General features: G+C 69.0%; 20 protein-coding genes. 13 read left to right on the top strand and 7 right to left on the bottom strand.

Translation table 11 applies throughout. From position 1 onward, the window contains the following. The first annotated feature begins 121 nt into the window (after positions 1–121). The gene (locus AC1DSC_RS24595) at positions 122–1,114 is read left to right on the top strand and encodes an AraC family transcriptional regulator (protein WP_012747916.1); all 993 of its coding nucleotides are present in this window, start codon (positions 122–124) and stop codon (positions 1,112–1,114) included. Positions 1,115–1,134: 20 nt separating this feature from the next. Here the strand turns inward: AC1DSC_RS24595 and AC1DSC_RS24590 are convergent, their stop codons facing one another. After that, a complete protein-coding gene (locus AC1DSC_RS24590; RefSeq protein WP_369662989.1) occupies positions 1,135–1,578 on the bottom strand; it encodes a universal stress protein in 444 nt (147 codons plus the stop codon). Positions 1,579–1,683: 105 nt separating this feature from the next. On the opposite strand from AC1DSC_RS24590, the gene AC1DSC_RS24585 reads away from it, so the two are divergent. The 10 genes from AC1DSC_RS24585 to AC1DSC_RS24540 all read left to right on the top strand — a co-directional run bounded on the left by AC1DSC_RS24585 (position 1,684) and on the right by AC1DSC_RS24540 (position 11,275). Continuing rightward, positions 1,684–4,017 (top strand): heavy metal translocating P-type ATPase, encoded by a 2,334-nt coding sequence (locus AC1DSC_RS24585; protein ID WP_369662990.1) that lies wholly within the window; start codon positions 1,684–1,686, stop codon positions 4,015–4,017. Then, entirely contained in the window at positions 4,017–4,154 is a 138-nt protein-coding gene (ccoS, locus tag AC1DSC_RS24580) for a cbb3-type cytochrome oxidase assembly protein CcoS (RefSeq protein ID WP_012747919.1), read from the top strand. Before AC1DSC_RS24585 ends, ccoS begins: the two co-directional genes overlap by 1 nt. Positions 4,155–4,219: 65 nt before the next feature. Beyond that, complete coding sequence (gene ccoN / locus AC1DSC_RS24575; protein ID WP_012747920.1) at positions 4,220–5,659, top strand: cytochrome-c oxidase, cbb3-type subunit I; 1,440 nt, start codon at positions 4,220–4,222, stop codon at positions 5,657–5,659. A 9-nt stretch (positions 5,660–5,668) separates the two neighbouring features. Beyond that, on the top strand, positions 5,669–6,298 hold the full coding sequence (gene ccoO, locus AC1DSC_RS24570; protein ID WP_278878322.1) for a cytochrome-c oxidase, cbb3-type subunit II: 630 nt from the start codon (positions 5,669–5,671) through the stop codon (positions 6,296–6,298). A gap of 13 nt (positions 6,299–6,311) precedes the next feature. Beyond that, positions 6,312–6,452, top strand: coding sequence for a CcoQ/FixQ family Cbb3-type cytochrome c oxidase assembly chaperone (locus AC1DSC_RS24565; protein ID WP_012747922.1), 141 nt, complete (start codon positions 6,312–6,314; stop codon positions 6,450–6,452). Between the two features lie 19 nt (positions 6,453–6,471). Next, a complete protein-coding gene (gene ccoP, locus AC1DSC_RS24560) occupies positions 6,472–7,383 on the top strand; it encodes a cytochrome-c oxidase, cbb3-type subunit III (RefSeq protein WP_369662991.1) in 912 nt (303 codons plus the stop codon). Between the two features lie 18 nt (positions 7,384–7,401). Then, positions 7,402–8,862: a cytochrome c oxidase accessory protein CcoG gene (ccoG, locus tag AC1DSC_RS24555; RefSeq protein WP_369662992.1), complete on the top strand. Its 1,461-nt coding sequence runs from the start codon at positions 7,402–7,404 to the stop codon at positions 8,860–8,862. A gap of 12 nt (positions 8,863–8,874) precedes the next feature. Beyond that, positions 8,875–9,171 (top strand): FixH family protein, encoded by a 297-nt coding sequence (locus AC1DSC_RS24550; protein WP_436287702.1) that lies wholly within the window; start codon positions 8,875–8,877, stop codon positions 9,169–9,171. Then, a complete protein-coding gene (gene hemN / locus AC1DSC_RS24545) occupies positions 9,168–10,580 on the top strand; it encodes an oxygen-independent coproporphyrinogen III oxidase (RefSeq protein ID WP_369662994.1) in 1,413 nt (470 codons plus the stop codon). The genes AC1DSC_RS24550 and hemN overlap by 4 nt, the downstream gene beginning before the upstream one ends. Positions 10,581–10,582: 2 nt before the next feature. Further along, positions 10,583–11,275: a sulfite exporter TauE/SafE family protein gene (locus AC1DSC_RS24540; protein WP_369662995.1), complete on the top strand. Its 693-nt coding sequence runs from the start codon at positions 10,583–10,585 to the stop codon at positions 11,273–11,275. 13 nt (positions 11,276–11,288) lie between these two features. Here AC1DSC_RS24540 and AC1DSC_RS24535 read toward each other — a convergent pair whose 3' ends face one another. After that, positions 11,289–13,640: a phosphoketolase family protein gene (locus AC1DSC_RS24535; protein WP_369662996.1), complete on the bottom strand. Its 2,352-nt coding sequence runs from the start codon at positions 13,638–13,640 to the stop codon at positions 11,289–11,291. Further along, positions 13,633–13,863 (bottom strand): BON domain-containing protein, encoded by a 231-nt coding sequence (locus AC1DSC_RS24530; protein ID WP_012747929.1) that lies wholly within the window; start codon positions 13,861–13,863, stop codon positions 13,633–13,635. Before AC1DSC_RS24530 ends, AC1DSC_RS24535 begins: the two co-directional genes overlap by 8 nt. 247 nt (positions 13,864–14,110) lie before the next feature. Between AC1DSC_RS24530 and AC1DSC_RS24525 the strand changes: the two genes are divergently transcribed. Further along, positions 14,111–14,332: a hypothetical protein gene (locus AC1DSC_RS24525; protein WP_062366875.1), complete on the top strand. Its 222-nt coding sequence runs from the start codon at positions 14,111–14,113 to the stop codon at positions 14,330–14,332. A 17-nt stretch (positions 14,333–14,349) separates the two neighbouring features. Here the strand turns inward: AC1DSC_RS24525 and AC1DSC_RS24520 are convergent, their stop codons facing one another. Then, the gene (locus tag AC1DSC_RS24520; RefSeq protein ID WP_012747931.1) at positions 14,350–14,859 is read right to left on the bottom strand and encodes a universal stress protein; all 510 of its coding nucleotides are present in this window, start codon (positions 14,857–14,859) and stop codon (positions 14,350–14,352) included. A gap of 189 nt (positions 14,860–15,048) precedes the next feature. Here AC1DSC_RS24520 and AC1DSC_RS24515 point away from each other — a divergent pair, with 189 nt between their 5' ends. Beyond that, on the top strand, positions 15,049–15,633 hold the full coding sequence (locus AC1DSC_RS24515; RefSeq protein ID WP_012747932.1) for a hemerythrin domain-containing protein: 585 nt from the start codon (positions 15,049–15,051) through the stop codon (positions 15,631–15,633). Here AC1DSC_RS24515 and AC1DSC_RS24510 read toward each other — a convergent pair. From AC1DSC_RS24510 to AC1DSC_RS24500, 3 genes are all read right to left on the bottom strand, one after another. After that, entirely contained in the window at positions 15,630–16,508 is an 879-nt protein-coding gene (locus AC1DSC_RS24510) for a L,D-transpeptidase family protein (protein ID WP_369662997.1), read from the bottom strand. The two genes, AC1DSC_RS24515 and AC1DSC_RS24510, sit on opposite strands and share 4 nt — an antisense overlap. Positions 16,509–16,599: 91 nt before the next feature. Continuing rightward, positions 16,600–17,991: a DUF5666 domain-containing protein gene (locus tag AC1DSC_RS24505; protein WP_436301613.1), complete on the bottom strand. Its 1,392-nt coding sequence runs from the start codon at positions 17,989–17,991 to the stop codon at positions 16,600–16,602. Continuing rightward, entirely contained in the window at positions 17,991–18,833 is an 843-nt protein-coding gene (locus AC1DSC_RS24500; RefSeq protein ID WP_062366867.1) for a DUF6502 family protein, read from the bottom strand. Before AC1DSC_RS24500 ends, AC1DSC_RS24505 begins: the two co-directional genes overlap by 1 nt. Positions 18,834–18,904: the final 71 nt, after the last annotated feature.

Genomic DNA, 18,904 nt, shown 5'->3' with positions numbered 1-18,904 from the left:
TATTTCTCCAGACCTCCTGCACGGGCCGTGCAGATTCGTTGGCGTGGCGCTAAGCTTTGAACCACCCGATCCTCCACGCCGGCCGCCACCGCGGCCCCATCCGTGACAAGGCCCCCCGAACATGCCCCAAGACACACCCGAAATCGCTGCCGCCATTGCCCAGCCGATGCCGCTGGAGCCCGAACTCGACGAAGCCAGGAAGGAACTGGTCGCGCTGATCAACCGCATCACGCGCGGCCAGGACGGCACCGTGGAAACGCCGGTGGCCGGCCTGCAGGTGTTCTGCATCAGCAAGCCCGACGGCCCCAAGCATGCCTTCGCGACCCCGGCGCTCGGGCTCATCGCGCAGGGCTCCAAGCGGATCATCGTGGGCGACGACATCTATGTGTACGACCCGATGCACTACCTGGTGACCTCGGTCGACCTGCCGGTGTGCGGCCAGGTGCGCCTGACGAGCGACAACGAGCCCTACCTGGGCGTGCGGCTGGAACTGGCGATCGACGAGATCGGCAAGCTCATCGGCGACGAGAAGCTGCCCGCGAAGGCCAATGCGCCTGCCTCCCGCGGCATGTACGTCAACCGCATCGGCATGCCGGTGCTCGAGCCGGTGCTGCGGCTGCTGCGGCTGGTCGAGTCGCCCGAGGACGTGCCGATCATGGCGCCGCTCATCAAGCGCGAGATCATGTACCGCCTGCTGGTGAACGGGGAGGGCGCGCGGCTGCGGCAGATCGCGCTGCAGGACAGCCACACCCAGCGCATCGCCAAGGCGATCAGCGCGCTGCGCATCAACTATTCGCAGTCGCTGCGGATCGAGGACATGGCGCGCGCAGTGCACATGAGCGTGTCGTCGTTCCACCATCACTTCAAGGCCGTGACGGCCATGAGCCCGCTGCAGTACCAGAAGCAGCTGCGCCTGCAGGAAGCGCGCCGCCAGATGCTGATGGCCGGCGCCGACGTGTCGAGCGCGGCGCACAGCGTGGGCTACGAGAGCCCGTCGCAGTTCGCGCGCGAGTACAGCCGCATGTTCGGCGCGCCGCCGCTGCGCGACAAGCGCCGCTGGCTCAGCGACGCCGAGAACGACGCGCTCGGCGCGGGCTCGATGCAGGCCGCCTGAAGCTGAGGCCCGCCGCGCGGTCAGCGCAGCACCAGCACGGGCAGCGTGGAGTGCGTCAGCACGTGCTGCGTCTCGCTGCCCAGCAGCAGCCGCTTGATGCCCTTGCGGCCGTGCGAGGCCATGACGATCAGGTCGCACTTGTGCTTCTTTGCGGCGGCGACGATCGATTCGGCCACCAGGTCCGAGTTGGCGATGGCGGTCTTCAGCTGCACGCCGCTCGCCACCGCGCGCGCGGCCACGGCGTCGAGCATGTCCTGTGCCTTGTCGGCCCATTGCTTCTCGACCCGGGCGATGTCTTCGGGCGAGAAGGACATCGCGCCGTCGAAGTAGCTCTTGGGGTAGCGCGGCACCACGGTGAGCGCGACAAGGTCGGCATCGTGCCGGCTCGCGAGGGCGATCGCGCTCGTGACCGCCTTCTTCGAGAGCGTGGAGCCGTCGGTGGCCACGAGAATGCGCTTGTACATGGTTTTTCTTTCCGGAGACGTGTGCCGCGAGCTTAGGCAGGCAGCCACCCGCGCCGCTTGATGCAGATCAAATGCGCGCGCCTGGCCGGCCCTTAGCCTTGCCCGATGCAAGCCGCGCTCGCCTCCTTTTCCCCGGCCGCCGCGCTCCCACGGGCACCCCGTGAGGCGTGGCAGGTGCTCGACGATCCCGCCGAATGGCCCGCCTTCGGCCATGCGCTCGATGGCGGCGATGCGGGCACGGGGCGCTGGGAATCGCAGGTGGCGGTGGAAGGCATGCACTGCGCGGGCTGCGGCCTCGCCGTGGAGGCCGCGCTGCTGCGCGTCGCGGGCGTGCTCGAGGTGCAGGTGAATGCCGCGAGCCAGCGTGCCCGCGTGCTGTGGTCCGCCGCGCAGACGCGGCCCTCGCGCTGGTTCGAGGCTTCAGAGGCCGCCGGCTACCGGCTGGTGCCCGCCGCCGACGGCTCCGCACGCGAGCGCCGTTCGCGCGAGTTGCGGCTCGCGCTCTGGCGCTGGCTGGTGTCGGGCTTTTGCATGATGCAGGTGATGATGTACGCCTACCCGGCCTACATCGCGCAGCCCGGGGAAATGACGCCGGACGCCGCCCAGCTGCTTCGCTGGGCCTCCTGGGTGCTGACGCTGCCGGTGCTGTTCTTCTCCTGCGGGCCGTTCTTTCGCAGTGCGTGGCGCGACCTTCGCCATGCGCGCATCGGCATGGACGTGCCGGTCGCCTTCGGCATCGCCATTGCGTTCGCGGTCAGCACCGCGGCCACCTTCGACGGCGCGGGCGCATTGGGACACGAGGTCTATTTCGACTCGCTGACCATGTTCGTGTTCTTCCTGCTCACGGGCCGCTGGCTCGAGGCGCGGCTGCGCGACCGCACGGCCGGCTCGCTCGAGGCCGTGATGAACCGCCTGCCCGATGGCGTCGAGCGGCTCGGGGCCGATGGCGGCTGGCAGCGCGTGGCGGTGCGGCGCCTGGCCGCGGGCGACGTGGTGCGGGTGCGCCCGGGCGAGGCCTTTCCGGCCGACGGCGTGCTGATCGACGGCGGCACCAGCACCGACGAAGCGCTGCTGACCGGCGAATCCCGCCCCGTGGCGCGGGCGCGCGGCGAGCGCGTGCTGGCGGGCAGCCACAACCTCTCGGCCACCGTGCAGCTGCGCATCGAATCGGTGGGCGAGGGCACGCGCTTCGCGCAGATCGTGCGGCTGATGGAAAGCGCCGCGCTCGGCAAGCCGCGCCTGGCCCAGCTCGCCGACCGCATCGCGCGGCCGTTTCTCGTGCTGGTGCTGGTGTCGGCTGCCGGCGCCGCGGCTTTCTGGTGGCATGCCGACCCGGGCCGCGCGCTGATGGTGGCGGTGGCGGTGCTGATCGTGACCTGCCCGTGCGCGCTCTCGCTCGCCACGCCGGCCGCCATGCTTGCGAGCGCGGGCGCGCTGGCGCGCGGCGGCGTGCTGACCTCCAACCTGCAGGCGCTGGAGGCGCTGGCCTCGGTCGATACGGTGATCTTCGACAAGACGGGCACGCTGACCGGCGACACGCCGCGCCTGGAACGCGTGTACTGCCGCCAGGGTTTGCGCCCGGGCGATGCGCTGGAGATCGGCGCCGCGCTCGGCGCGCACTCGCTGCATCCGGGCGCGCGTGCACTGGTGAATGCATGGAATGCGCAGTTCCGCGCGCCGCCCGGCTGGGAGGTCACGCAACCGACTGAGCTGGCCGGTCTCGGGCTCGAAGGCCTGCTGCGCCGAAGCGGCGATGCCGGCGGCCCGGCGCGGCGCGTGCGGCTGGGCTCGGCGAACCATTGCGGCGTGGCGCCGCTGCAGGTCGAGGCGCCGCAGGTGCACCTGAGCGACGAGCAGGGCTGGATCGCGAGCTTCGTGCTGGCCGAGGAGCTGCGCCGGGACGCCGCCGCCGCGGTGGCGGCGCTGCAGGCCGAAGGCGTCACGGTGCGCCTGCTGTCGGGCGACCGCGACAGCGCCGCGCGGGAGATCGCTGCGCGCGCCGGCATCGAATTCGCACAGGGCGGCTGCACGCCCGAGGACAAGCTCGCGGTCCTGTGGCGGCTGCAGGCCGAAGGCCGGCAGGTGGCGATGGTGGGCGACGGCCTGAACGACGGGCCTTCGCTGGCGCGCGCGAATGCCTCCTTCGCCTTCGGGCGCGCCGTGCCGCTCGCGCGCGCACGGACCGACTTCGTGGTGCCGGGCGATGCGCTCGCGGCCATTCCGCGCACCATCGCGCAGGCGCGGCGAACGCTGCGCGTGGTGCGGCAGAACCTGGCATGGGCGGCCGGCTACAACGCGCTGTGCGTGCCGCTGGCCGTCATGGGCTGGCTGCCCGCCTGGCTGGCCGGGCTGGGCATGGCGGCGAGTTCGCTGGTGGTGGTGCTCAATGCGGCGCGGCTCGCGGCCCCCGCAGCTTCCGAGGCCAGGGCGGTGCGCTGATGGACATCCTCTTCCTGCTGATCCCGCTGTCGGTCGTGCTGGTGCTCGCCATACTTGGCGGCCTCTGGTGGGCCATCGAGCGCGGGCAGTTCGAAGACATCGAGATCGAAGGCGACCGCATCCTGCGCGGCGATTGATCTGCATCAAACCCTCGGGAGGAGGGCGCGGGGACACTGCCCGCAGTCCATCAAGAGGCACCACGATGCAAGAACCCCATCCTCCCGCAGCGGTCTACGACGACACCGCCGTACGGCAGCTCGCCCTCATGTCCGTGGTCTGGGGCGTGGTCGGCATGCTGGTCGGCGTGATCATCGCCACCGAGCTCGCCTGGCCCGAATTCAGCCTTGGCATCCCGTGGCTCAGCTACGGGCGGCTGCGGCCGCTGCACACCAACGCGGTGATCTTCGCGTTCGGCGGCTGCGCGCTCATGGCCACCAGCTTCCACGTGGTGCAGCGCACCTGCCAGGTCCGGCTGTTCGCGCCGGCGCTCGCGTCGTTCGTGGTCTGGGGCTGGCAGGCGGTGATCGTGGCCGCCGCCATCAGCCTGCCGCTGGGCTACACCACGGGCAAGGAATACGCCGAGCTCGAATGGCCGATCGACATCCTGATCGCGGTGGTGTGGGTGGCCTATGCGGTGGTGTTCTTCGGCACCATCGGCATGCGCCGCGTGCGCCACATCTACGTGGCCAACTGGTTCTACGGCGCCTTCATCATCGCGGTGGCGCTGCTGCACATCGTCAACAGCGCCGAGATTCCGGCGGGTTGGATGAAGAGCTACTCGGCCTATGCCGGCGTGCAGGACGCGATGGTGCAGTGGTGGTACGGCCACAACGCGGTGGGCTTCTTCCTCACCGCGGGCTTCCTCGGGATGATGTACTACTACATCCCCAAGCAGGCCGGCCGGCCGGTGTATTCGTACCGGCTCTCCATCGTCCACTTCTGGGCGCTGATCTTCACCTACATGTGGGCCGGCCCGCACCACCTGCACTACACGGCGCTGCCGGACTGGACGCAGTCGCTGGGCATGGTGTTCTCGCTGATCCTGCTCGCGCCGAGCTGGGGCGGCATGATCAACGGCGTGATGACGCTCTCGGGCGCCTGGCACAAGCTGCGCACCGACCCGATCCTGCGCTTCCTGATCGTGGCGCTGTCGTTCTACGGCATGTCGACCTTCGAGGGTCCGATGATGTCGATCAAGACCGTCAACGCCCTGAGCCACTACACCGACTGGACCATCGGCCACGTGCACTCCGGCGCGCTGGGCTGGGTGGGCTTCATCACCATGGGCTCGCTGTACTACCTGATCCCGCGCATGTACGGCCGCACCGCCATGTTCAGCGTGAAGGCCATCGAGGCGCATTTCTGGATGGCCACCATCGGCATCGTGCTGTACATCGCCGCCATGTGGATCGCCGGCGTGATGCAGGGCCTGATGTGGCGCGCCATCAATCCCGACGGCACGCTCACCTACACCTTCGTGGAGAGCGTGAAGGCCACCTTCCCGTTCTACGTGGTGCGGCTGGCCGGCGGCCTGCTGTATCTGGCCGGAATGCTGGTGATGGCATGGAACGTGTGGATGACCGTCATCTCCGGGCGCTCCATGCAGGCCGCCATTCCCCCCGTTGCCATTGCCCACGCCTGAGGAAGCGCCATGACGCAAAAGACCCCCTCCAGCACCGGCTTCACCCATGAGAAGGTGGAGACCAACAACCTGCTGATGATCGTGCTGATCCTCGTGGTCGTCGCCATCGGCGGCCTGGTCGAGATCGTGCCGCTGTTCTTCCAGAAGTCGACCACCGAGCCGATCCAGGGCCTGAAGCCGAACACCGCGCTGCAGCTGGCCGGCCGCGACGTCTACCTGCGCGAGGGCTGCTACAACTGCCACTCGCAGATGATCCGGCCGTTCCGCTCGGAGACGCTGCGCTACGGCCACTACTCGGTGGCCGGCGAGTTCGTCTACGACCATCCGTTCCAGTGGGGCAGCAAGCGCACCGGCCCCGACCTGCACCGCGTGGGCGGCAAGTACAGCGACGAATGGCACCGCATCCACCTGAACAACCCGCGCGACCTGGTGCCCGAATCGAACATGCCGGCCTATGCCTGGCTGGACAAGACCCAGGTCGATGCCGATGCCGTTCCGCGCCACATGCGTGCGCTGCGCCAGGTCGGCGTGCCCTACACGGACGAGGAGATCGCCCGTGCCGCCGACGACGTGCGCGGCAAGACCGAGATGGACGCCACCGTGGCGTACCTGCAATCGCTGGGCCTCGCGCTCAAGTAGGGAGCACCGAACCATGATCGACATCACCACCTTGCGCGTTGCCGCCACCGTTTCGTGCTTCGTGCTTTTCCTCGGCATCGTGGCCTGGGCCTATGCCCGCCGCAACGCGCCGCGCTTCGAGGAAGCCGCGCAGCTGCCGTTCGAGCAGGACTGAAGAACAAAAGGGGCCCACGATGAGCGATTTCGTCAACAACTTCTGGTCCAACTACGTTGCCGCGGGCGCGGTGCTGAGCATCCTCGGATGCATGCTGCTGCTGTGGCTCACGGCCCGCAAGCGCGTGCCTTCCGATGCGGACAACACCACCGGCCACGTGTGGGACGAGGACCTGCGCGAGTCCAACAATCCGCTGCCCATGTGGTGGATCGGCCTTTTCGTGCTGACCATCGTCTTCGCGGTGGGCTACCTGGTGGTCTTTCCGGGCCTGGGCAGCTTCAGCGGCCAGGCGAACTGGAGCACCCGGAGCGAGTACGAAGAGGACGTGGCCAAGGCCACCGCGGCGCTGGCGCCCGTCTACGCGAGCTACGCCGGCATGACCATGGAAGACATCGCGCGCGAACCCAAGGCCATGGCCATCGGCGAGCGCCTGTTCATGAACAACTGTTCCCAGTGCCACGGCTCCGATGCGCGCGGCAGCAAGGGCTTTCCCAACCTGACCGACAAGGACTGGCTGCACGGCGGCACGCCCGAGAAGATCGCCGAGACCATCACCAAGGGCCGCATCGGCACGATGCCGCCAATGGCCGCGGCGGTGGGCACGCAGGACGACGTGAAGAACGTGGCGAACTACGTGCTGAGCCTTTCAGGTGCGCCGCACGATTCGGTGCGCGCCGGCCTCGGCAAGTCAAAGTTCACGGTGTGCGCCGCCTGCCACGGCATCGGCGGCGTGGGCAACCAGGCGGTGGGCGCGCCCAACCTGAGCGACAAGACCTGGCTGCATGGCTACGGCGAGGCGGCCATCGTGCAGATGGTCAATGCCGGCAAGCACAGCGAGATGCCCGCGCAGGAAGGCCGGCTCACCGAGGCGCAGATCAAGCTGCTCGCGTCCTATGTGTGGGGACTTTCCAACCCTGCCACGGGGCCCTGACGCCGCCAGGCCATCACCATGGATCCATCCGCTCCCGTTTCCGCCGCATCGGCCCAGGCCGGCCCCGGCACGCGCAAGATCATTCCGATCGCGCCGGCCGAGAGCGAGTCGGTGGGCCTGTACGAGGCCTCCAAGAAGATCTATCCGCGCACCGTGCGCGGCATGTTCGCGCGCTGGCGCTGGGGCATGGTCTTCCTGACCCAGCTGCTGTTCTACGGCCTGCCGTGGGCCCAGTGGGGCGAGCGGCAGCTGCTGCTGTTCGACCTGGCCGCGCGGCGCTTCTACGTCTTCGGCCTGGTGCTGTATCCGCAGGACCTGATCTACCTCTCGGGGCTGCTGGTGGTGAGCGCGCTGGCGCTCTTTCTCTTCACCGCCGTGGCCGGGCGGCTGTGGTGCGGCTATGCCTGCCCGCAGACCGTCTACACCGAGATCTTCATGTGGGTGGAGCACCGGATCGAGGGCAACCGCACCGCGCGCATGCGGCTGGACGGGGAATCGATGTCGCTCGAGAAGCTGGTGAAGAAGTGGTTCAAGCACCTGGTGTGGATCGGCATCGCCATGTGGACGGGCTTCAGCTTCGTGGGCTACTTCACGCCGATCCGCGAGCTGGGCATGGCCTTCCTGCAGACCCGGATGGGCTCGTGGGAAGTGTTCTGGGTGTTCTTCTACGGCTTTGCGACCTATGGCAACGCGGGCTTCATGCGCGAGCAGGTGTGCAAGTACATGTGCCCGTATGCGCGCTTCCAGAGCGCCATGTTCGACCGCGACACGCTCATCGTCAGCTACGACCCCAAGCGCGGCGAGCCGCGCGCGCCCCGGCGCAAGGGCATCGACCCGCGCAGCATGGCGCTGGGCGACTGCATCGACTGCGGGCTGTGCGTGCAGGTGTGCCCGACCGGCATCGACATCCGCCAGGGGCTGCAGCACGAATGCATCGGCTGCGGCCTGTGCGTGGATGCCTGCGACACGGTGATGCAGAAGATGGCCTATGCGCCGCGGCTGATCCGCTACGACACGCAGAACGGCATGGAGGCCGGATGGTCGCGCCGCCAGCTGCTGCGCCGGGTGCTGCGTCCGCGCGTGCTGGTCTACAGCGCCATCCTGTCGCTGCTGGTCGTCGGGCTGCTCGCGAGCCTCGTGGCGCGCACGCCGCTGAAGGTGGACGTGGTGCGCGACCGCGCCTCGCTGGCCCGCATCGTCGAGGACGGCCCGCTCGAGAACGTCTACCGGCTGCAGATCATGAACGCCACCGAGGAGCCGCGCGACTACCGCATTGCCGCCCACGGCATCGAGGGCCTGACCGTCTCGCCCGGCGCGGCGGTCGCGGTGGGTGCGGCGCAGTCGCGCTGGGTCGCGGTGCGGCTGCAGGTGCCCTACGGCGCGGTTCCCGCGGGCTCGCACACGGTGCACTTCGACATCCGGGACGAACGCGGCGGTTTTCAGGTGTCGGAGAAAGCGGTCTTCCTGGTGCCGCGCTGAAGGAGACGAAAGATGAATGCAACGACGAACGATCCGCCGGCTGCCGGCGATGCATGGTGGCGCCACCCGCTGCTGTGGATGGTGATTGCCGGCCCGGCGCTGGTGGTGGTCGCAAGCTTCGTGACCTTCTGGGTTGCCTGGGGCGGCGCCGACCCGCTGGTGTCGGAAGACTATTTCCGCCGCGGCGTCGAAATCAACAAGGCCCTGGCGGACAAGACACTGATGCCCGCCGTCAACGGCAGGAACCACGCGGCGACACCGGCCGAGGCCTTGCCGCTGCCCCGCAATCTTCCCGAGCGTCCGCAATGACACAGCCTTGCACCGCCTCCACGGGGCTTCCAGATGCCGCCCCCTTGTCGGCTGCCGTGCTGCGGCAGTTCGACGTTGCGGGCCCGCGCTACACCTCGTATCCCACGGCCGACCGGTTCATCGAAGCCTTCGGTGCGGACGAGTACGCAGCGGCGCTGCGCGAGCGGCGCGATGCGGGCGCTTCGGCGCCGCCGCTGTCGCTCTACGTGCACATTCCGTTCTGCGAATCGCTGTGCTACTACTGCGCATGCAACAAGGTGGTGACGCGGCACCATGAGCGGGCCACCCAGTACCTGGCCTACCTGGCGCGCGAGACCCGGCTGCAGGCCGCGCAGCTGGGCCGCCGCGCCGCCGTGAGCCAGTTGCACCTGGGCGGCGGCACGCCCACCTTCCTGAGCGACGCGGAGCTGGGCGAACTGCTGGCCATGCTGCGCGAATCCTTCGACTTCGTCCCCGGCGGCGAATGGTCCATCGAGATCGATCCGCGCACCGTCGATGCCGCGCGGCTCGCCAGCCTGGCGACGCTGGGTTTCAACCGGCTGAGCTTCGGCGTGCAGGACTTCGACCCCGAGGTGCAGAAGGCCGTGCACCGCATCCAGCCCGCGCACCAGGTGTTCGGCTTGATGGCCGATGCGCGCGCGCTGGGATTCAAGTCGATCAACGCCGACCTGATCTACGGGCTGCCGCGCCAGAACGACAGGTCCTTCGAGCGCACCATGGCCCAGGTCTGCGAGCTTCGGCCCGACCGCATCGCGCTCTACGCCTATGCACACCTGCCCGAACGCTTCAAGCCGCAGCGGCGCATTGCCGCGGACGAACTGCCCGACGCCGCCGCGCGGGTGCGGATGCTCTCGCGCGCCATTGCCACGCTCAGCGATGCGGGCTACGTCTACATCGGCATGGACCACTTCGCGCTGCCGGACGATCCGCTGGCGGTGGCCAAGCGGCAGGGGCGGCTGCAGCGCGACTTCCAGGGCTACAGCACGCAGCCGCAGGGCGACCTGGTGGCGCTCGGCGTTTCCGCCATCGGCCGCATCGGCGCCAGCTACAGCCAGAACGCCAAGACGCTGGACACCTACTACGACCTGCTCGGCCAGGGCCGCCTGCCCGTGGTCCGCGGGCTTGCGCTGTCGCGCGACGACGTGCTGCGGCGCGCGGTCATCATGGCGGTGATGTGCAGGGGGCGGGTGGTGTTCGACGCCATCGGCGAGGCGCACCGCATCGACTTCCGGCACTACTTCGCGGCCGAGTTCGCGGCGCTCGGGCCGCTTGTGGCCCAGGGACTGGTGCGGGTCAGCGACCACGACATCGAGGTCACGGCCGAGGGCTGGTTCGTGGTGCGCGCCATCGCCATGGTGTTCGACCGCTATTGCCGCGAGAACCGCACGCGCTTTTCGCGCGTGGTCTGAGCATGCAGACCGCGTGGGCCGCCTTGCTGATGGGCCTGGCAGGCGGCCCGCACTGCGTGGCCATGTGCGGCGTGGCCTCGGCCGCGGTGATCCGCATCGTGCCGGCGGCGGCGGGCGGCCATGCCAACACTGCCTTCGCGGCGCCGGCGGCCTTTCATGTGGGCCGCATCGCAAGCTACGCCGCCGCGGGCGCCATTGCGGCCGCAAGCGTGGACAGCCTGGCCCAGGCCAGCGCGCAGGTCGCCGCGCTCAGGCCGCTGTGGATGCTGCTGCATGTGTTCGTGTTCGCATGGGGCGCCATGCTGGCCGTCGCGGGCCGGCAGCCGGTATGGGCGCAGCGCGTCGGCCGAACGCTCGAAGCGCGCCTTCGCCCGCTGGCCGGCGGCACGCCGCTGGGGCTGCTGGCCGCGGGCGCACTCTGGGTGGCCATGCCTTGCGGGCTGCTCTACTCGGCGCTGCTGCTGGCCAGCCTGGGCAACGGGCCGCTGCAGGGCGGTCTCGCGATGGTGCTGTTTGCCATCGGCAGCGGCATCTCGCTGGTGCTGGCGCCGTGGCTGTGGCAGCGGCTGCGCTGGGGCGGCACCGGCCGGCTCCAGGCCTGGGGCGCGCGCCTGGCGGGCGTGCTGCTGGCGGCGGTGGCGCTGCAGGCGCTCTGGGCGGACCTCGGCCACCGGATCGCCGACTGGTGCCGCTGAGCGGCGCGCCGGCTCAGCCCGCCCAGCGCCAGTCCTCGATCTCCGGCATGTCCTTGCCGTGCACGGTGACGTAGGCGCGGTGCTCCAGCAACTTGTCGCGCAGATGCTGCTGTACATGGCCCGCGCTGTCGCGAAAGCGCTCCACGCGCGCAATGGCGTCGGCCGCCAGGTGGAAGCGGTCGAGCCGGTTGAGCACGGTCATGTCGAACGGCGTGGTGGTGGTGCCCTCCTCGCAGTAGCCGTGGACATGGAAGTTGTCGTGGTTGGTGCGCTTGTAGGTGAGCCGGTGGACCAGCGAGGGATAGCCGTGGAACGCGAAGACCACCGGGCGGTCGGTGGTGAAGATGGCGTCGAACTCCGCATGCGGCAGGCCGTGCGGATGCGCATCGGGCGACTGCAGCGCCATCAGGTCGACCACGTTCACCACGCGCACCTTCAGTTCGGGCAGCATCCTGCGCAGCAGGTCGACGGCCGCCAGCGTCTCGAGCGTAGGCACGTCGCCGGCGCAGGCCATCACCACGTCGGGCACGGCATCCTGGTCGTTGCTGGCCCAGGTCCAGATGCCCAGGCCCACGGTGCAGTGGCGCACCGCGGATTCGATGTCCAGCCACTGCGGGCCCGGCTGCTTGCCCGCGACGATCACGTTCACGTAGTTGCGGCTCTGCAGGCAATGGTCGACCACCGACAGCAGCGTGTTGGCATCGGGCGGCAGGTACACGCGCACCACCTCGGCCTTCTTGTTCACCACGTGGTCGAGAAAGCCAGGGTCCTGGTGGCTGAAGCCGTTGTGGTCCTGCCGCCAGACATGGCTGGTGAGCAGGTAGTTGAGCGAGGCGATCGGGCGGCGCCAGCCGATGCCGCGCGTCACCTTGAGCCACTTGGCATGCTGGTTGAACATCGAGTCGACGATGTGGATGAAGGCCTCATAGCACGAGAAGAAGCCATGGCGCCCGGTGAGCAGGTAGCCTTCGAGCCAGCCCTGGCACAGGTGCTCGCTCAGCACCTCCATCACGCGGCCTTCGGGCGACACATGGTCGTCGCCGGGGAGGATCTCGGCGGTGGAAGTCCGCGCCGTGACCTCGAACAGCGCGCCCAGCCGGTTCGACGTGGTTTCGTCCGGCCCCATGACGCGGAAGTTGCGCGCTGCCTCGTTGCGGCGCATCACCTCGCGCAGGAACTGGCCCGCCACGCGCGTGGCCTCCGCATCCGCGGCGCCGGGCGTGGCCACCGCCACCGCATGCTCGCGGAAGGGCGGCATGGCCAGGTCCCGGAGCAGCAGGCCGCCGTTGGTGTGCGGATTGGCGCTCATGCGCCTCGCTCCCTTGGGCGCCAGCGCCGCGATCTCGGGGCGCAACGCGCCGCCTTCGTCGAACAATTCCTCGGGCCGGTAGCTGCGCATCCAGTCTTCGAGCAGGCCTACATGCTCCGGCTTGGCGGCAAAGCCGGTGAGCGGCACCTGGTGCGCGCGGAAGGTGCCCTCGACCGGCACGCCGTCCACCTGCCGCGGCCCGGTCCAGCCCTTGGGCGAACGCAGCACGATCATCGGCCAGCGCGGCCGCTCGCGGAAGCCGTTCTTCCGGGCATCGGCCTGGATGGCGTCGATGCCGTCGAGCGCCTTGTCGAGCGCGGCCGCCATCAGCCGGTGCATCTGCGCGGGCTCGTGGCCGACAACGAAGTACGGCTCGTGCCCGTAGCCCCGCAGCAGTTGCGCCAGCTCTTCGTCCGGAATGCGCGCGAGCACCGTGGGGCCGGCGATCTTGTAGCCGTTCAGGTGCAGGATCGGCAGCACGGCGCCGTCGCTCTCGGGGTTCAGGAACTTGTTGGAGTGCCAGCTTGCCGCGAGCGCACCGGTTTCGGCCTCGCCATCGCCGATCACGCAGCAGGCGAGCAGGCCGGGGTTGTCGAACACCGCGCCGTAGGCATGCAGCAGCGAATAGCCGAGCTCGCCGCCTTCGTGGATCGAGCCCGGCGTTTCGGGCGCCACGTGGCTCGGAATGCCGCCCGGGAACGAGAACTGCGTGAAGAGCCGCTTCATGCCGTCGGCATCCTGGCCGATGGCGGGGTAGACCTCGCTGTAGGTGCCCTCGAGATAGGTGTTGGCAACCACGCCCGGGCCGCCGTGGCCGGGGCCGGCGATGAAGATGGCGTCGAGCTCGCGCGCCGCGATGGCGCGGTTCATGTGCGCATAGACGAAATTGAGGCCCGGCGTCGTGCCCCAGTGGCCCAAGAGCCGCGGCTTGATGTGCGAAAGGCTCAGCTTCTCGCGCAGCAGCGGGTTGTCCATCAGGTAGATCTGGCCCACGGACAGGTAGTTGGCCGCGCGCCACCAGGCGTCCAGCAACGCGAAGTCGTCGTGCTCAGTCATTGTTCGCGCATTCCGCGGTGGTCAGCCGGTTGACGATCAGCGTGACGCCTTCGGCCCGGCGCACGGCGCGCTCGACGGCGCTCTTCAGGTCCTCGCTGGCCAGCTGGCCATGCAAGGTGACCACGCCGTCGGCCACGCGCACGTCGACATCGCAGCTGCACACCGCCGGGTCCCAGTTCAGCTGGGCGAAGACCTCGTGCCTGAGTTGAATATCGGGGTTCATCTCAAACCTTTCGAAGAAGAAAAGACAGAGAAAAACAAAGAGGAGCGGCTTCCACTATCGGTGCACACGCTTCGCACCTTGCCGTCGCGGCGCAATTCCGATGTGGCCTGCGGGTCTTTTTTGAGTTCGCGCCGGCTTTTGCGCGGACCGCGCCCGCTCGATAGGATGTGCTCGACGCGGCTGCATCGCGGCGCCCGACCCGGCTCGCCCCACATGATTCCATTTCCGGACAACCCAGGAGAACAGCATGGACAGCAACGTTCCCGCAACACCCGCATCGGCATGGACCGATGCCTACTTTCGCTCCCTGCTCGACTGGCAGGCGGCCTGCGGCGCGAGCGTGCTGCGGGCGCAGCAGGTCCAGTGGGGAATGCTGGCTGCCTGGCAGCAGTCGGCCAAGGCCGTCCAGCAGGAACTGCTGGACCAGTGGACCAGCCGTTTCGGCGGCGGCGTGCCGCTGGACGGGTAGACACCCGGCCGGCCTGCCTACTGGCTCGCCACCGCGCCGCCCGGCATGGTGAAGCGCGCCGCTTCCGCCTTGGCATGCGACTCGGGCGCGCGCACCAGCAGCACCGGAACGCTCGCGCTGCGCAGGATCTGTTCCGCACTGCTGCCCATCACCATGCGGCCAAGGCCGCGCCGGCCGTGCGTTCCCAGCACGATCAGGTCGGCGGGCCATGAAGCCGCCTCGGCCGTGACCCGGTCGGGAACGGCCCCCCTGAAGTTGTCGCACAGCACCGAGTCGGCCTCGACGCCTTCGGCGGCGGCCCTTGCCTTGCCTTCCTCGAGCAGCCTGGCGGCGGCGGCGCGCAGTTCATCGAGCCAGTCGCCCGTGCGGCCCGAATAGGCGTCCATTGCCAGGGCAAAGGAGAGCTCGTCGATGACGTGGATCAGGCGCAGGCGCCCTGCGGTGACCTTGGCAAGGCGAATCGCTTCGCCCAGGCCATGGCTGGATGTCGAACTTCCATCGACAGGAACAAGAATTCGCTGGTACATGGTGTCCTCGCTTTGCTTTGAGGTGGGTATGCGGCCAGTGTCCGGGCCGGTGCGAGGCGCGGCTTGATGCGGATCAAGCGAAGGCGTTCTCGCGGGCGAAAAGGTCCGCACGGGATGCATCGCGTTTGATCTGCAGCAAGCCTGTGCAGGCCCGGACCCGCGATCCTCGGGTACGCACAGGAGCCATCCATGACCCACGCCACCGTTCGCATCATTCGCCAGGAGCATGCGGCGCTTGCCGCCATGCTGCGCTCCATCATCATGCTGCTCGAACAGCACCGCCGCAAGGGAACCCCGCCCGACTTCGCGGCCTTGCGCGCCATGCTGTTCTACGTGGACGAATTCCCGGAAAAGCGCCACCACCGCAAGGAGAGCGAGCTGCTGTTTCCCAAGCTGCGCGCCCGCACGCCGATCTCGCGCGAGCTGATGGACCGGCTCGACAACGACCATGCCTGGGGCGAGCGGAAGATCCGCAACGTGGAGCACGCGATGCTGGCCTTCGAGATGCTGGGCGACTCGCGGCGGGCCGCCTTCGAAAGCGCGATGGGGCAGTACGTCGACTTCTACCTGGACCACATGGCGATCGAGGAGCGCGAGATCCTGCCGCTCGCCGAGAAGGTGCTGACTGCCGAGGACTGGCGCGACTTGGACGAGGCGTTCGGACGCAACCGCGATCCGCTCACCGGCTACCGGCCGGAGCGGGAGTACGAAGCGCTCTTCACCCGCATCGTGAACATCGTGCCCGCGCCGATCGGGCTGGGCCCTGCGGCTTAGGGCGCGGAATCGGCGCCCGTGGGCAACGGGCCGGGCTTCGGCGATGGCGGCGGCGACCAGGCGGGCCGTTCGGAGCGGCCGGTGTCGACGACGATGAGATAGCGCCCCGCGCCTTCGACCGGCGCCTGGTCCGGCGGCAGCACCCACGGCGCGCTGCCCTCGGCCTTGGCCCTGAGGTAGTCGGCATCGAGCACGCCCAGGCGGTCGAGGAAGCGGTTCAGGCTGGCCGCAATGCGGATGCAGCCCTTCGATTGCACGCTGCCCAGCCGCGCCTCGAGCCGGTCGGGATCGGTGGCGTGCATCTGCAGCCGCATCGTGCTCGTGCCGCCCCGGCCCCACAGGCGCCGCGCCTGCTGCCAGCCGAAATCGAACACGCGCATTCCCTTTTCGCCATAGCCCCGAATGCCGAATTCGTTGCGCGTGCCCTCCGCGCGGAAATCGGGGTTTGCCACCGAGTGGTCGAACACGCCCAGCGGCGTCTCGAAGTACTCGAACCCGCCGCGGCGCCCGGTCGATACCGGCGCTGCCCCGATCAGCACGGGCGCGGCGCCGGCCGGCAGCCAGAAGACGAAGAGGGCCTGGACCGAGGCGCTGCGGTCCACCAGCAGCGCGTACTGGGGCGGCTCCTCGGCGATGCCCGCGCGCCTGAGTTCATCGCGCGCGAGGTTGCCGTAGCGCTGCACTTCGTCGGGTGGCGGATCGAGCCGGCGATCGACCTGTTCCATGAAAGCCTGGCGCAGGCCCATTGGGTCTTCGGCCCAGCAGGTGGCGAGCGCGCCTGCAAGCGCCGCAAAGACGAGCGCCCGGGCGGCGCAGCGCAGCCTGCCGAGAACGGCCGCGCCCGTGCTCTTCTCTTGTGCTCCCGTTTCCTTCATGCCTGCCAGGGCAGGCGAGTTGCGCCGGCCCTGGAAGGTTGGTACCCCGGAGGCCTGCGCGAGTTCCCGGGGTGCGGCCCGGCCGGCCTGTTCAGGGCGTCAGGAATGTGACGCGGTTCGCGATGAGCACGCCGTCGACCACCGTGTCGCCCACCACAGAGACTTGGCGATTGGGGGGGAGATTGGCGAGATCGGCGATCGTGCCGTTTTCGAATACCGTTGCGGAGCCGCTGGCATTCACGCGCTGTCCCTTCACCTTGAAGTCGGAAGCGGATTGATAGTTGGTAACAGGGCCGATGACAGTGAACACGACCGGCCCGCCCGTGCCGGGGACATAGCGGATGCGCAGCTTCTTCACCACCAGCACGCCATTGGTCATGAAGCCGTCGAGTTCCACCTTGACGCCGTTGCCGACCGAGCTTGCCGGGCCACCCGTGACGAGCGCATTCGATGCATCGACGGCCGTGCCCAGCACCTTGAAGGCATTGAGCCCGGCGTAGTTCGTGATGACACCCGCCAGCTGCACCGCGGCCGCGTTCTGCGTGGGCACCGCGTACCAGCCCTGCACCTTGCTTGCAGTGAAAGTGCCCAGCACCGGCGCAGCGCTGCCGCGCACGCGGACGATGGCGCCCTCGGCCAGCGTGGAGGCGTCGATGCCGCCCGAGAATGTGGCGCTGCCGTAGCGCACCGTGAGCTGGCCCAGCGTGAATTGCTGGGCAAGCCGGTCCAGGTTTTGCACCGCGCCGGTCACCAGCGGCTCAGCCGAAGCCGGCTTGAGTTCAACCCGCGTGGCACGCAAGCTGCCCGGCGCCGAGGGCAGGCCCCAGACCTGCACCACGCCGCCGATCGTGAGCCCAGCCAGGCTGTTCGCGCCGCTCCAGACCGTGGCGTTGTCGATGGTGACCGTGGTGCCCATCACGGCGAAGCTGCCGCCGACGGCATCGATGGCCGAGACGGCACCGCGCAGCTCGGCAGCCGAATCGACCTGCTGCGCCGTGGCCGCGGTGAAGTCGCTGTCGATCTTGCCGGCAATGCGCACGCTCATGCCGATCTGCAGTTCGGTGGTGTCTTCGAGGTTGGTGCTGGCGGTATCCGTGTTGTAGCGCACGCCATTCAGGATGATGCTGCCCAGCCCGCCGACGGAGCCGATGCCGGTGGCGTCGGCGGTGCTCACGCCGGTGCCGCCCGAGCCCACGCCCGAACCGTCGCCGCTGCCGCTGCCGGCGGTGCTCGTGCCGTCGGAGCCGCCCGCGGTACCTGTGCCACCTGTACCACCTGTACCGCTGGTGCCATCGGTCCCGCCGCCTCCCGTGCCCGCGCCATCGCTTCCAGAGCCTGTCGCGCCGCTCCCGCCAATGCCGGCCAGGCTGCCTGCCGAACCCCCGCCGCCGCCGCCACCACCACCGCCGCACGAGAGCAGCAAGGCCATGGCTCCGGCAAAGAGGATGCCGCGCATCCATCGGAAGTGGTGGTTCTTCATCATCATCGTGTTCCTTTGTCCCGCGGGGCGGGGACGGGAGGCGCGCCGGGCGCCGCCTCGTCTTCATAGTAGGTGTAGATCCCGACGCGCATGCGCCCCTTGGCGCCCTCTGGCGCCCGGTCGACCGCGCGGTTCATCTCGCCCGCCAGTTCCAGGTGCAGGGCCGCCCAGCGCTCGCGCACCATCTGGTGGATATTTTCACAATCCTGAAGGGAAAGGCCGCGCGCATACACCGAGCGCTCGAGCATGCGGGGCTCTTCGCCGAGCGTGTTGGACACCGCCGCCAGCAGGTGGTCGCGGCCGTTGTCGCCAAGGAACGCCAGCATCGACTGCAGGTCGTCCACCGGCACGAAGCCGTTGGCCTTGAGCTCGGCATAGCCGTCCTGCTCGGCCACCATGTTCAGGCGCACCAGCTCGTCCAGGATGGTTCGATGGTGCACGTTGCCGCGGCTGCCGAGCCTGGCCACGGTCTCGAAGGAGGGCGCATCGTCGCCCTCGGAGGTGATCGGCAAGCGCTGGAAGGACTGGTTCTGCGACACCATCTGCAGCCACAGCGTGAAAGTCTTGGCCGCGGCCGAGATTTCGGTGTGGGGCAGGGCGTCCACGGTGTCGCGCACCTTGGCCGTCACGGCTTTGCGGTTGAGCCCTGTGGTGACGGACAGCTGGCTGATATTGGGCTTTGCCACCCCCTGCTGGCGCCAGGAGCGCTTGGCCTCCTCGAGCAGCAGGTCGCGCAGCAGGACTTCCAGGTGCGGGTGCTTGACCCCCATCGCCAGGGCGAGCCTGACCACCGGCCGCAGGATGCGGGCGCAGGCGGCCAGTGCCCAGTCGAGCTGGTGTTCCATGAAATGAGGCGTTTCTTCTGATGCGATTGCGGTGCGGCGGCCGGGACTGAAGGGGGCCCCGGGCCGTCGAT

The sequence above is a fragment of the Variovorax sp. 01N425 genome (assembly GCF_056399465.1).
This window is presented reverse-complemented; position numbering and strand designations above follow the sequence as displayed.

Excerpts from the sequence above, each read along its gene's own strand:
- AC1DSC_RS24510 (WP_369662997.1), bottom strand. The coding sequence starts at position 16,508 with ATGAAGGAAACGGGAGCACAAGAGAAGAGCACGGGCGCGGCCGTTCTC.
- AC1DSC_RS24595 (WP_012747916.1), top strand. The coding sequence starts at position 122 with ATGCCCCAAGACACACCCGAAATCGCTGCCGCCATTGCCCAGCCGATG.
- AC1DSC_RS24585 (WP_369662990.1), top strand. The coding sequence starts at position 1,684 with ATGCAAGCCGCGCTCGCCTCCTTTTCCCCGGCCGCCGCGCTCCCACGG.
- AC1DSC_RS24530 (WP_012747929.1), bottom strand. The coding sequence starts at position 13,863 with ATGAACCCCGATATTCAACTCAGGCACGAGGTCTTCGCCCAGCTGAAC.
- ccoG (WP_369662992.1), top strand. The coding sequence starts at position 7,402 with ATGGATCCATCCGCTCCCGTTTCCGCCGCATCGGCCCAGGCCGGCCCC.
- AC1DSC_RS24520 (WP_012747931.1), bottom strand. The coding sequence starts at position 14,859 with ATGTACCAGCGAATTCTTGTTCCTGTCGATGGAAGTTCGACATCCAGC.
- hemN (WP_369662994.1), top strand. The coding sequence starts at position 9,168 with ATGACACAGCCTTGCACCGCCTCCACGGGGCTTCCAGATGCCGCCCCC.
- AC1DSC_RS24500 (WP_062366867.1), bottom strand. The coding sequence starts at position 18,833 with ATGGAACACCAGCTCGACTGGGCACTGGCCGCCTGCGCCCGCATCCTG.
- AC1DSC_RS24540 (WP_369662995.1), top strand. The coding sequence starts at position 10,583 with ATGCAGACCGCGTGGGCCGCCTTGCTGATGGGCCTGGCAGGCGGCCCG.
- AC1DSC_RS24550 (WP_436287702.1), top strand. The coding sequence starts at position 8,875 with ATGAATGCAACGACGAACGATCCGCCGGCTGCCGGCGATGCATGGTGG.
- AC1DSC_RS24525 (WP_062366875.1), top strand. The coding sequence starts at position 14,111 with ATGGACAGCAACGTTCCCGCAACACCCGCATCGGCATGGACCGATGCC.
- AC1DSC_RS24505 (WP_436301613.1), bottom strand. The coding sequence starts at position 17,991 with ATGATGAAGAACCACCACTTCCGATGGATGCGCGGCATCCTCTTTGCC.
- ccoP (WP_369662991.1), top strand. The coding sequence starts at position 6,472 with ATGAGCGATTTCGTCAACAACTTCTGGTCCAACTACGTTGCCGCGGGC.
- ccoO (WP_278878322.1), top strand. The coding sequence starts at position 5,669 with ATGACGCAAAAGACCCCCTCCAGCACCGGCTTCACCCATGAGAAGGTG.
- ccoS (WP_012747919.1), top strand. The coding sequence starts at position 4,017 with ATGGACATCCTCTTCCTGCTGATCCCGCTGTCGGTCGTGCTGGTGCTC.
- AC1DSC_RS24535 (WP_369662996.1), bottom strand. The coding sequence starts at position 13,640 with ATGACTGAGCACGACGACTTCGCGTTGCTGGACGCCTGGTGGCGCGCG.
- AC1DSC_RS24515 (WP_012747932.1), top strand. The coding sequence starts at position 15,049 with ATGACCCACGCCACCGTTCGCATCATTCGCCAGGAGCATGCGGCGCTT.
- ccoN (WP_012747920.1), top strand. The coding sequence starts at position 4,220 with ATGCAAGAACCCCATCCTCCCGCAGCGGTCTACGACGACACCGCCGTA.
- AC1DSC_RS24590 (WP_369662989.1), bottom strand. The coding sequence starts at position 1,578 with ATGTACAAGCGCATTCTCGTGGCCACCGACGGCTCCACGCTCTCGAAG.
- AC1DSC_RS24565 (WP_012747922.1), top strand. The coding sequence starts at position 6,312 with ATGATCGACATCACCACCTTGCGCGTTGCCGCCACCGTTTCGTGCTTC.